At 42.7% G+C, this 13,263-nt stretch carries 5 protein-coding genes; 2 read left to right on the top strand and 3 right to left on the bottom strand.

Annotated elements, in window-relative coordinates; translation table 11 throughout:
- The first annotated feature begins 37 nt into the window (after positions 1-37).
- Complete coding sequence (porV, locus tag ACYT6F_RS11165) at positions 38-1,201, top strand: type IX secretion system outer membrane channel protein PorV (protein ID WP_472597752.1); 1,164 nt, start codon at positions 38-40, stop codon at positions 1,199-1,201.
- A gap of 519 nt (positions 1,202-1,720) precedes the next feature.
- Here the strand turns inward: porV and ACYT6F_RS11160 are convergent.
- The 3 genes from ACYT6F_RS11160 to ACYT6F_RS11150 form a co-directional block, all read right to left on the bottom strand.
- Entirely contained in the window at positions 1,721-2,239 is a 519-nt protein-coding gene (locus ACYT6F_RS11160; RefSeq protein WP_472597751.1) for a hypothetical protein, read from the bottom strand.
- An 87-nt stretch (positions 2,240-2,326) separates the two neighbouring features.
- The gene (locus tag ACYT6F_RS11155) at positions 2,327-10,486 is read right to left on the bottom strand and encodes a DUF8202 domain-containing protein (protein WP_472597750.1); all 8,160 of its coding nucleotides are present in this window, start codon (positions 10,484-10,486) and stop codon (positions 2,327-2,329) included.
- Between the two features lie 425 nt (positions 10,487-10,911).
- Positions 10,912-11,496 carry a hypothetical protein gene (locus tag ACYT6F_RS11150; RefSeq protein ID WP_472597749.1) on the bottom strand — a complete coding sequence of 195 codons (585 nt, stop codon included), beginning with the start codon at positions 11,494-11,496 and terminating at the stop codon, positions 10,912-10,914.
- Between the two features lie 496 nt (positions 11,497-11,992).
- Between ACYT6F_RS11150 and ACYT6F_RS11145 the strand changes: the two genes are divergently transcribed.
- Entirely contained in the window at positions 11,993-13,207 is a 1,215-nt protein-coding gene (locus tag ACYT6F_RS11145; protein WP_472597748.1) for a phage integrase SAM-like domain-containing protein, read from the top strand.
- Positions 13,208-13,263 lie beyond the last annotated feature (56 nt).

Below are 13,263 nucleotides of genomic sequence, written 5' to 3'. Positions count from 1 at the left end.
TATCAACAAAAAACTGATAATATATAAAAGACAACATATGAATTTAACTACTAAACTGCTTTTAGGAATTGGGTTAAGTGCTGGCTTTTTAGGCTACTCTCAGGATTTAAGCCTTGTAAGACCTGTATTAACCGGAGCTCCTTTCTTAAGAATCGCGCCAGATGCAAGAGCTGGAGGTATGGGAGACCAGGGTGTCGTTACCTCTCCTGACGCTTTTTCTCAATTCTGGAATGCTGCAAAATATCCTTTCAGCAGAACGAGTTCTTCTGTGGGATTAAACTACACTCCTTACATGGGAAAACTTACCAATGATGTATTTTTATTATATGGCGCGTTCCATAAATTTTTAGGGCAGGAAGAGCGGTCTACCATTTCGGCAAGTATTTATTACTTCAATATGGGTGAAGTAGATCTTACTCAGTTAGTAGGAAACGAAGTAACTTCACTGGGTACTTCCAAGCCAAACGAATTCTCTATCGACGTGGCGTACGGCCTTAAGCTCTCAGATTCTTACTCTATGGCTGTTACCGGGAGATTTATTCGTTCAGACTTAGCCGGAGGATTCAATACGGACACTACCCTGAAACCAGCCAACAGCTTTGCAGTGGATGTTTCCGGATACTACACCTCTCCGAGATTTTCAGGTTTAGGAAATATGGACGGGAAACTGAACGCCGGTTTTGCATTACAGAATCTGGGACCTAAATTAGATTATACCGGAAACGAAGAATCAAGATCTTATCTTCCGACAATGGCAAGATTAGGGGTTGGTTATGACATGTATCTTGATGATATGAACAGAGTAGGCATCAGCGTTGAAGGTTCTAAAATTTTAGTTCCCGGTTCAGAATTCGTAGGAACAGACCCGAATACAAGACAGCCGATCTATGAGGTTCCGAATGTAGGCGTAATGTCCGGTATCGGAAAATCTTTCAAAAACAAAAATTCCATCATGTACAGCGGTGCGCTGGAGTATTCTTATGACAACGCATTCTCTGTAAGAACCGGTTATTTCCACGAAAGTGAAGAACAGGGAGCAAGACAGTTTGCCACGGCAGGTATCGGATTAAAATACCGTTCTTTCGGTCTTGACATCTCTTATCTTATCAATATGTCGAAAATCAATACTGCACTGGACAACACACTACGTTTTGGACTTACCTGGAATATTGGTGAAGAAACCTCAAATGTAGATTATTAAGAAATTTTACATATCAATAAAAAGTCTCATAACTTATGAGACTTTTATTTTTTATAGCTGAAGATATTAGGAGCTTTTTCCTGCTCTCCGCACTCGCTATTTCGGGGTTAGGGGAAGCGGCGAAGCCGCTTCCCCTAACCCCGAAATGAGCTCAGACAATCGCTGCGATCAGGGCTAATGATCATAGTTTTTAATACCAGATTTCGAAGAATGTTTCTCTATTCATCTATTTCTGTACATAAATGCACCCGGGTGTAGTCATCAAAAGTGTCTGAAGAATCTATTAGGATATATTAAAAGTTACCTTTTTACCAGAGGTGCCGCTTGACAGACACCCTGCCTGCTGCCTGGCAGACACTATACCAGGTAGCAGGCAGGGTGTCTGCTTGCCACCTGGTAAGAGGGCTGTTTTTATTATGTAGTAAGAACTTCCTCACATCCGCTTGTTTTTGCCATATTTATTGATTTTAAAATTGCCACTTCCACTTTACAGCATCCGTGGCAATACATAAATATTAATTAAGGTTTCCAGAACGACCAGACAGTACCGTTAAAGACCGCCAGCTGTCTGCTTACCGTATCATAGGCCATCATTCCCGGTGAAGGGTTGATGATATTAAGGTGCGGACTGGCCACTTTGGGAAGCACCATCGCTTTATCTGTATCGGTGAGCACCAGGATACCCGGTGTAGTGTCCGTTGCAGCAGTACTGCCAATGGCTGCCTTTGCTGAAGGCCGATCGGTTTTAGTGTCCTGCAGGGAAGTATTTACCACCCCTGTTGCATCAACGCTTAAATCAACCCAGCTGCCGCTGTTCCTGTATTTCACCTTTTTATCCGAAATATCGTAAATGAACGTGCCGTCTACCGCTCCCGTAACCGATGCCGAGGATGTAACCCAGGGAAGAACAATACCCCGGTTATCATTCCCAAACTCCAGGGAGACCGAAGCATTGGTCACCGAAGATTTTCCTATTGCTACCTGGGCTGTTCCCAGCACGGCGGTAAGCAAAGAACATAGTATAATAAACTTTTTCATAATAAAAACTTTTTTCACCGTTCCTGAACCGAAGGGAGCTGTACGGGTACAGGCTCCCCGAGTTCAGTTAACAATTAAACATTAATTTTAATCCGGACAGGTCTGTGTCGTGATACACTGCCAACCGAAAGTAGTACCGCCGTCTGTGCTGGTATACACTTTCATACAGCTGGCCGTGGTGTCATACACCATCATTCCTTCTACAAGGTTGGCAGGCGGTATGGCCGCAATTTGTGCTGCGGTAAGCCTGTTGATCACAAAGCCTTTCGTTTTGGCTTCCAGCACCGTCCAGGCACCTTTGCGAACCATCGGCCAGTTCTCATTATTGGTTCCTGCCCTGCCTAATGCGGTAATTCCCTGCTTTGCATCCAGCGTGGTACCTACCGTAGCGGCAGGCTTGTAACAGAATGCGTTTACGGTAATCGTTACTGTATTGGAAGTAAACACGCAACCGCCCGGACTGGTAACATTCACCCTGTAGTAGCGGGTAGCGGTAAGCGTTCCCGGTGAATACGTTGCAGAGGTTGCAGCAGGAATATCCGTAAATGCAATATTATCTGAAGATACCTGCCACTGGAATCCCGTACCCCCAGTGCTGCCGGTTAGGGCTAGAGCTGCCGGCGCCGTATTGGCACTAATGGTCTGGTTTGAAGAGGCCGTACCCACTACTACGGTATTAACCGTCTGTGAGGTTCCCAATGCCTGCCCAGTGGTATTGCTGTATCCTGAAGGCAGGATTGCAAACTGCGGTACACCCTGTGCATTCACGCTGGTTCCTAAGTTCTGGTTAGAGGCTGTAGAACCTGTGCCCACCGTTACTGTTCCTGAGGCCGTTACCAGCTGGGAAGGCGTAATGCCCGCTGCGCCTTCTATGGCATCCACACAGCCGTCATTATCGCTGTCTAAGTCTAAACGGTTGGGTATCCCGTCATTGTCAGTGTCGATATCAATTACTGTATTTAAAAAGAAATCATGAAATGAAAGCAAATCTGGACCTGTCGCCGTAATGGTAATTGAAGTGACAGGAGTATTGAATGAAAGACGTACGCTGCCAGAATCATTAATAGAAGAACTACCCGATACCCCACGATAAGTATTACCCGATACCGTTACACATGTTCCTGTACCTAATGTTGAAACTGAAACCGGACCTCCTGTAGACGTTACCGTAAATATTTCATCCAAATACACAGAATTCATAACCACATCAATATTTCCTGAAACCGGAGAACTAAAATTGAATGTTAACGCAGTCGATGTAGTTGTTTGAAATCTGTAGCCAGACGATGATACCATTGCGGTTGAGCAAGTTGATCCCAATGAAGCAATATTAGCAGTAATTCCTGTTCCTAAAACTTTACTCAAGGTAACCCCATTGATAATTTGGTTTCCTGTTCCAGCTATCTGCACTGATGCATTACTACTTTCATTTATATCCAAAATACCGTCATTATCATCATCCAGGTCATCGAAGTCGATTACGCTGTCTCCATCACTGTCTAAAGCAGCACTCTGTAAGGATAAGTATCCCGAAGCAAGACCTGCAGGAAGCGTTATTTGTCCGCTGTTGTTGAGTGTTCCCAACGTTGTGGAACCTGTAGTAAAGTTATCGTCCGAAGATTTCCATACCACATTCCAGGTAAAGTTGGCATGATCTAACCCGCTGAACTGCATGCTCACAGCCTGGGTATAGTTCGTTGCCTGAACTTTCCATAATCTTGCAATTCTTGTATTAAAGCCTGACGCCAAATTTGTAGCAGCCCTTGCCGTAGCAGAACCGTTATTGTTTCCGATCACAAGGAAGCTCAGATTATTGGTAATTCCTGTGCGGCTTACATCCGTATTTGCCAAAACAAAATTGTTATTGGTAGCCAATGTGAGTATGCTGCCACTTTCTACAGATCGGGATACTCTTTGCACCAAAGCTGAAGCATCATCACGGCCGATACCGGCGACGTTGTTCTGGTATGCTGCATCAGAATTCCATATTCTCGTGGTTCCGTCTGAAGCTACATAATCGCCTTCTAAAATACCTCCGCTAATTACTTCTCCCGGTACAGCGTCTCCGTCGTTATCTCTTGATAAGGTAATCCCGTATTTAACAGCTAAATATGTATTGATTTGAAGTCGCTGGAGAGAAGTATGGGTAACCGGATACATGATCATCTCACCCAAATCACCAGTAAACCTGTCTGGTTCACTATTAGCAGAAGACCTGCCTATATAAGGTATGGAATTGTGATTAGACATATTCCCTGAACCTGAAAATAATTGAGTTGAAAGCCTTCCTCCATTTAAAAATGCCAAAGTGGAGGACGCAGGCTGACCTGCCACTATATCCATATTAGCAATTAATGGATTAAAACCAATATCTGACGCTGTTCTTACAAAAGTAAGCCCCCCATCGGCTGAATTGTCACCTGCCGCCATTCTCTGCCCTTTAAAAAAGTAACTTTCATTGCTGAAATTTGGTATTGTACCTGACAGCAAAGTATTGGTAAAAGTGGCAGACCCGTTAGTAAAGTCATAAACACCATAACCGTTTTTAAAAGAAATAGCAGTATTTCCTGTTAGAAAATCATTACCATCAAAAGTAACAACATTATTAAAGTTTAATTGATTAGTATTTGTAACCGGTACTCCTGTAATGGTAAAATTGTTGGTATTCGTTAAATCCTGCCATGCAGTAACATTTCCGGAAGTATTTGAAACCCCCGTATCGGCTTTCAGCCAAAGGCTTGCACCCGTAACCCCTCCAGGCGATGCCTGTACAGCAGAAAAAGAGAAGAACTGCATATTAGCAACCTGTGCTGCTGGTACGGTAAAGATGTAATGACTTACCCCGTTGATGGTAGTGGTACCGCTTTGTGTAATAGCTGCCGCAGTACCGTTGCTTAACGAGGCTGCAGATGTACCGTACAATAATGCTATGGTAATCGCAGAGGCATTACCAAACGCACTCACCGGATAATATACTGTAATATTCTGTGCAAAAGAACCGGTGTTCTGGGTTTTCCAAATGCGTGTAAAACGGTTTGGATACGCAGCATTTCCTGTTGATACAAAATTGCTTAATGAACCGTTGTCATCTCCCCAGATAAAAAACTGCCCATTTGCAAGGCTGCCTGCGTTATCCTGATTTGTAGCTGCAACCGTTCCTAAACTCACTACCACCTGGCTGCCTGCGTTTTGGCTGCGGCTTTGCTTCTGATGAAGTGCAGACAAATTATCACGGCCGATCCCCGCAATATTGTTCTGATAAGTGGTATCACCCGCCCACACTGTTGAGCCGTCTGATGCGAGGTAACTCACCGGTGAAGCCGTTGTGCCTAAGGTAGCACCATATTTGATCGCTAAATAACTTTCAACCTGTAAACGCTGCGTATCATTAAGTGCCGAAGGATATACAATTACCTCAGGCAGACGACCTCCGAAACGTTCATTATCCAGTCCGCTCCAGTTATTGGCTCCTAAACGCGCAGTTCCGGTGTTGCTGGTATTTGCAGTAATGTTCGTAGGACCTGCCACTAAGGAGGAGGAAGACCAAATCCTGGAAGCATTCCCCGAGCCTTGCCAAATGTTGGAGGCTATACGAAGAGCATTCGCTGAAGGAGTTGCGAATTGAGGAATATTACCCCAGTCCATATTTAGAGAATTGGCACGCATCCCATATACTGAACCTGTAACGGTGCTGGTACCACCCCACGAAATTATCTGGTTAGCCGCACTATTTGTTCCGTTATAAAAATAAGTGGCAAACAAAGAACGTGCGGTAGTTCCGGTCGGCAATAAAGACAGGTTCAAATTCATTAAATGATTCGTTCCGTCAAAATTAACTACCGGGTTGAAGTTAATATTATCTGTAGTATTATTTCTGTATACCGGTTGGCTGGAAGCTGTGCCCTGAGTCGCATTATTCGCCACACCAGACTGGTCCTGCCAAGATGAAATGCCTGTACCATCAGTTACAGAAGAGGTACCTGCATCGGCCTTTAGCCAAAGACTTGCTCCCGTAACCCCTCCAGGCGATGCCTGTAAAGCAGAAAAAGAGAAGAACTGCATATTGGCAACCTGTGCTGCTGGTACGGTAAAGATGTAATGACTTACCCCGTTGATGGTAGTGGTACCGCTTTGGGCAATAGCCGAAGGCCCGCTATCTAGTGATGCGGCAGACGCTCCGTACAATAATGCTATGGTACCAGCTGCTGCATTTCCAAAGGCACTTACCGGGTAATACACGGTGATATTCTGTGCAAAAGAGCCGGTGTTCTGGGTTTTCCATATCCTTGCAAAACGGTTGGGATAACTGGTATTGCCTGTTGGGACAAACGTAGTTAATAAACCGTTATTATCCCCCCAGATAAAGAACTGCCCATTTGTAAGAGTGCCAGAATTGGCCTGGTTGTCGGCTGCAATGGTTCCTAAACTCACCACCACCTGGCTGCCTGTATTTTGGCTGCGGCTCTGCTTTTGGTGCAGTGCCGACAAATTATCACGGCCTATACCTCCGATATTGTTTTGGTAGATAGCGTCTGCTGCCCAAATCGTAGTTAAACCATTTGACGCCAGATAACTTACTGGTGCAACAGTTGTACCCAAGGTAGTCCCATACTTTACCGATAAATAAGATAATATACGGTTTTGTTCTACATCGGCTAAGATGGCACCATTGTACACCACTACTTCACCGATATTTACATCAGGAGATAGCGTAACGTAACCTCCAGTATTAAATCGATTAGAACCCAGCACATGTTCAAAAGTATGTGGTGCGGTATGTGGCGTTGAAGTCGTAAAAACACCGTTAAAGCCATGCGCCAAACCATTGGCAGCCGACAATAAACTGTGGTGAATATTTGTAGTTTGGCTTACACTTCCGCTAACTCGCCCAATAGCTGTACCATCTTGGAAAGCAGTTACATAAGATATATCACTTGCACCCTGTCTTCCCATATAATAAGGATAAGGTGTACCACTACTTGACAACTGACGGCACCCTAAAAACACCCGGAAAGCGCTAGCCGTTATTGGAGAGTTGGCAACCGTGAACGCATAGTGGCTGTTCTGAGTAAATGTACCACTTACGGTCATTGCAGCATTGTTAAACAGAATGCTGTTGTTAAAGTTTATATTCCCGGTTTGCAATGCTGGTGTACCAGAACCCGTGCTTACTGTACGGTTTCCAGATGAATCAGGCCATTGGCTGCCGTTTAAACCAGTATCGGCTTTTAGCCAAAGCTGTAAACCCGTGCTTACCCCACCCGGTGAAGCAAGTACGCCGCCAAAAGTAAAGAATTCACCATTATTCAGGTTAATATCGGCATACCAGTAGCTTACCCCACCCAGCACTGCCTGGATCATCGGGATGATATTATCTGAACTGTTAATTGCAGCATCGCTGCTTACGATTAAGGCAGGATTGCTTATGTTAAACGGAAGATCCGAACTGCGAAGCGCCACCCGTACCGAACCTACCGTGCCGGTTTCCTGTACTTTCCAGATTCTTTCCATCAGCCTGTTTAGCCCTGAATAATTAATCGCAGTGGTAAACGTAGCAGGATTGGCATTGGAACCCCAAACCAGGAAGCTTAGATTATTCGTAAACGAGCTTCCGTTGGCAGCATTAGCAGCCATAATTGTATTTCCGTTCCCAATAACCGGTTGGATGCCGCTGTTCACACTTCGCGACTGTTTTTGAAGCAAAGCAGAAGCATCATCTCTTCCTATGCCGGCAATATTGTTATTGTAGCCCAAATTAGCTGTTGCAGCGTCCCAGATACTACTGCCGACCGAAGAAATATAGTTTTGAGGCGTAGTCTGATCCAGCGTTATCCCATATTTGATTCCTAAGTAAGAGTTAACCCTTGCCCGGTCCGTAGTACTTAAAGGGGTGTTATAAGCAAATACCTCACTCACCCCTGCACCTCCTGATGTTACCTGACCAGGATACGCAAACAGGTAATTGGCATTATTGGTATTTGAAAAGAAATTTCCTCCTGCTGTAGCAAAGGTTGCAATCTGTCTCGTCTGTAGATGAAGACGCATAGAAGTTCCGTTCTTCCACCCCTCAAGGATGTTGGAAACCCCGTAATTACCTCCATTAGCAATAAATCCTGACGTAGCACGATAACCAAATGGCGCATCGAAATATGCATCATTGTTATTGAAGTGAAACAATGCTGCGCTTTGTCCGTTATTAGCAGCTTCTCCCCAAGGGATACAGTTCTGCCCGGACAATGGCTGTATGGCAGCAAACACATTCATATTGTCATAATTGGCAGTGCTTGGATATACCGGATTGGTGTAGCTCATATATCCGTCAGTAGTTGTAAGCTGAGGATTGAAGTTGGCTGCTGTTCCGCCATTAGCATTATAGGTAATGGTACCCGAAGCCAAAGTGGCATTTCGCCCATTGCCTGAAGCATCGGCCCAGGCCGATCCCGAAGCCGAAAAATCAGCTTTCCACCATGCGCCAAGACCCGTAAACACTCCTCCCGGAGCACTCTGCAAAGCAGAAAACGAGAAAAACTGCATATTGGCGATCGCTGCAGCGGGTACCGTGAAGATATAATGACTTACTCCGTTGATGGTAGTGGTACCGCTTTGAGCAATAGCCGCAGGTCCACTATTCAGTGATGCGGCAGAACTGCCATGCAGCAGTGCTATGGTATTGGAAGAAGCATTCCCAAATGCACTTACCGGATAATACACCGTGATATTCTGTGCAAAAGAGCCGGTATTCTGGGTTTTCCATATCCTTTCAAAACGGTTGGGATAAGTAGTATTGCCTGTTGGGACAAACGTAGTTAATAAACCGTTATTATCTCCCCACACAAAGAACTGTCTATCCGTTGCAACAGTACCGCCATTCGTGAGATTATCGGCTGCAATGGTTCCTAAGCTCACTACCACCTGGCTGCCTGTGTTTTGGCTGCGGCTTTGCTTTTGGTGCAGTGCAGAACCATTATCTAGCCCGATTCCGGCAATGTTGTTCTGGTAAGTGGCATCAGCTGTCCAAAAGGTTGTTAAACCATCCGAAGCAAGGTAACTCACCGGTGAAGCCGTTGTGCCTAAGGTAGCACCATATTTGAGTGCAAGATAAGACTCTATCCTGTTTCTCTGGCCTGCGTTCAGTATCATCCCATTATAAACTATGGCCTCCGGAATAGAGCCGTTCCAGAATTGAAATGCGGAAACGCCTGCACAGCCAAGGGTAAAACGATTTACTGTATTGGGAAACAGGGTATTGGCTGAAGATACCTGCACCAAACCATTATACAATACTGTCGTATTATTACCCGGCTGTGAGGCATTGATACTATACACAAAAGGAACAGCAGGCGCAAAAAGATTTGTAGAATTAGCGGTCTCCGAAGAAGCCGTAACCACAGATTTGAAGAACCTGAGCTGTGCATTTTCTATATTCATCCGAACATGATGATTCGCATCACTGGTGCTGTGAGAAGCCATAATCGTCCTGATATTCCCTGTGATATTGTTCGCTGTTGCTACAGAGAATAATGTCGCAGTGGCAGGGTTTATTGCAAAAGAAGCAGCATCCATTCGCTGGGAGCTGCCATTGAATTGCACTACCGGGTTAAAATTAATATTATCTGTGCTGCTGTTACGGTATACAGGACGAAAGGTATTCTCTCCCTGAGAAACATTATTACCAGACGGACTGCTATCGATCCATGCCGTAACGGCCGTATTATCCGAAACAGGAGATACCGACTGTATCACGTCTGCCCTCATGGAAGGGTATCCTGAGACAGCATTCACCGTAAACCTCACATATCTTGCATTGACGGATGAAGGAAATAAGTTAATTACTTCGGTATTCTGGTCTGTATTCCCGGAAAAGCTTCCCAGGGAAATATAACTCACATTATCTGTAGAATAACTCACCGTATAAGCGGTTACCCATTGTGCAGCATCTCCTCTTCCTCTGGTTACCACGCCGCGTACGGTCTGGGCAGAACCCAGATCTAACGTTAGAAAGTCTCCTGTAGTGTTGGTAGCCGCGGACCATGAAGAAGTGGAAGTTAATGTAGAATTTGCCGGGCCGAGACCGGCAAAGTTACTGCTTGCAGTCCTATTGGCGGACGGCACATTAAAATAGGTAACGCCTGAAGCGCCCGAATCTGCCTTTAGCCAAAGACTTGCTCCGGAGACGCCCCCCGGGCTTTGTGCCTGCATCCATAAGACGGAGAGCAGGCATACAATCAAACTAATAGATTTTTTCATGTACTTTCATTGTTTTTCATTGTTTAATTTGTTTTTATCTTTTTTATCCCTAATTGAGAAGTTTGTAAAATCCGTTGATGCAGCAGTGATTATCATCCGACAATCGCCTGTGTTTTTTAAAAAAGCAGGCGGCAATTACCAACCTAAGCCGCCTGCAAACAAAAAAACACAAATGATAAGAAGCAGCAATATTAAAAGTGCTGCCTTCAGACTTCGCACCCTTTCACTGAGTTATGAACAGATTTTTGTATATCCGGCTTTTGGCATTTATCGAATCCTATTACTGAATTGGTTTCAAAATGCTTCCACTATGAGGATAACAGCGGTTTGCCAGAGTCATAAAAACAACAGCGTGTATTCATCCTGCCTCGTAAGGAACAGACACCCTTGTTCTTTGTAATTCCTCCTGATTCTCCATATAGGGACTACATAGCTGTGGGATTAGTGTTCAGCCCGTCTATATTGGAAATCACGAACCAATCCGGGGCAAAGCCTATTTTTGCGGAGACATAGTTTGCGGAATTGAATCTCATGCTGTTACCTTCTTTCTCTATTTTATTGATGTTATAATACCATCTTAGGGCTAAGGATATATCCGGCGTTAAAGCCAATCCTGATTTATTGGTGAGATCTATTCTGGAGAACAGATCTCTTTCCAGGTTAAACTCTGTTCTCAGAGCGAAACTTTTAGAAAAGTTATATTCATTATATATGTTGTATACGTTGACACCGAGCAGCCCGGCCAGTACGCCAAAAAAGCTTTTCTTTGTGGGAATTTCCTGCTTCTGCGCTGAGCAAAAGAGGCTATAAAGCTCAGGGTAAAAAAAGTGTTTTTTTTCATGATTTGTTTTTATAAGTTCATGTTTTATTACTGCAATGCGATTCCAAATATATGCGGCAGAGGCATCTGAAGTTAATGATCGGCAATAATGGAATATTGGCGCAATATCGAAAAAAAAGCAACTCAGCCTTTTGGGAAATCCACCAGGCTGAGGCTTTGTATTTATCATCACTTGTGTTCTCATTTATTAATTGAATCAAGTTAAAGTCCTAAAGAAGACTATGATAAGGAACTTGTTTATTTAAGCATAACCTAATCTTCATTCATGTTTTTATCAACATCTTTTAAGCTTATCATTTTTTAACATTAGTCCTAACAAGACTAATTTTGCAATCAATTCATAACACAGTAAAAATTTAAGCGTATATTTTTTTATTAACTATTCAACTATAATCAATTTATGCCAAAAATAAAACACAAAAAAAGCTTTACAAGTACATATATAAAATACTGATTAATAGTATTTTATTTTATTTGGTCATTACAAAACTTTGTTTAAATTTGCAGAGGAAATTAGTCTTGTTAGGACTAATAATTGTATTTAGATTTGTTAAAAAATCTAAAAAAAAAAACTACTGATGATATGTAAATTTTATTTATTACCCATTAATAATAAAACCAATATCTGTCTTAATATTATTGCTGAGTCAGGAAAAAAAATTAATGTGTGCACACCCTTAGAGATTGTTCCCGAAGAATGGGATGCTTCTCTGCAAAGGCCTGTAAATATCTACAAAAAAAACAACAAAAAGCTTAATCGAAACCTTAATGCCATTAAATTGTATGTTTCAGATTATATCCTGGCGTGTAAAAAGAAAAACAGTATAATCAGCAAAAAAGAAGTCACAGATTTTATCAGCAAAATCTGTAGTAATGGCCCGGAATTATTGCCACCTGATTCTCTTTTAAAATTTATGATGCAATATATCAATTCTAAAAGGGACATCATAAGTGATTCTACCTACAAAAGATACATGGTTTTTTACAGTCTTGTCGAACAGTTTCAGGGAGAAGTTTGCAAACATATATATATTAAAAATATCGATAGTAACTTCACTACGGAATTTCTGAAGTTCGGAACTAAGGAAAATTACAGTACGAGTACCATCTACAGAACCATAAAGTTTGTTAAGACCATTCTCAATTTTGCGGAACGTAAAGGTTTAAAAACTAATGTTAAAGAACTTGAAATTGGCCGTGAGAAGCAGTATAAAGAAATAATCACGCTTAGTGAAGAGGAAATTCTCCGGATCAGGAATACCCGGGTTCCCCAAGATCTGGAAATTGCCAAAGACTGGCTTCTGATCAGCTGCTATACCGGGCAGCGGTTTTCTGATTTTATTCACTTTTCAACAGATAAGATTGTTCATATCAACAGTAAGCCTTTTATTTTTTTCATTCAGCAAAAAACCCGTAAACCTATTCAACTGCCTCTGCATCCTGTGGTAAATGAAATTCTTTTAAAGAATAATAATCGTTTTCCTAAACCTCTTTCTATGCAAATGTATAATGAGCATATAAAAGAAATAGCAAAAAAATCTAAAATAAACCAATTGGTTTATACAAGGAAAAGAACAGGATTCAGAAGCATGGAAACTAAAATTGAGAAGTGGAAAACCATCTCATCACACATCGGAAGACGTAGTTTTGCGACCAATTTTTACGGTAAGATTCCCACCCCGCTTCTCATGCATGCCACAGGTCATAGCAGCGAACAAATGTTCCTGAAATACATAAATCCGGTAGATCATGAAAAGCTGATGTCTCTGGGTAATTATTTTGAAAATATTTATAATTCTGAAAAGAAAAATCTGATAACCGACAAGACTAAAATAAAACTTACCGCAAAAGGCTCAAAAGATTTGGATAATATAAACTAAAACCAGTATAATTATAATGAAAAACCCACTCGTTCGAGAAACGCAGTTGGGTTTTA

The organism is Chryseobacterium sp. NG-CE01, assembly GCF_055695505.1.
The sequence above is the reverse complement of the archived record's forward strand: the minus strand, read 5'-3'. Positions and strand labels throughout refer to the sequence as shown.

What these genes read in the sequence shown, in the direction of transcription:
- porV (WP_472597752.1), top strand. Translation starts at nt 38, where the DNA reads ATGAATTTAACTACTAAACTGCTTTTAGGAATTGGGTTAAGTGCTGGC.
- ACYT6F_RS11160 (WP_472597751.1), bottom strand. Translation starts at nt 2,239, where the DNA reads ATGAAAAAGTTTATTATACTATGTTCTTTGCTTACCGCCGTGCTGGGA.
- ACYT6F_RS11155 (WP_472597750.1), bottom strand. Translation starts at nt 10,486, where the DNA reads ATGAAAAAATCTATTAGTTTGATTGTATGCCTGCTCTCCGTCTTATGG.
- ACYT6F_RS11150 (WP_472597749.1), bottom strand. Translation starts at nt 11,496, where the DNA reads ATGATAAATACAAAGCCTCAGCCTGGTGGATTTCCCAAAAGGCTGAGT.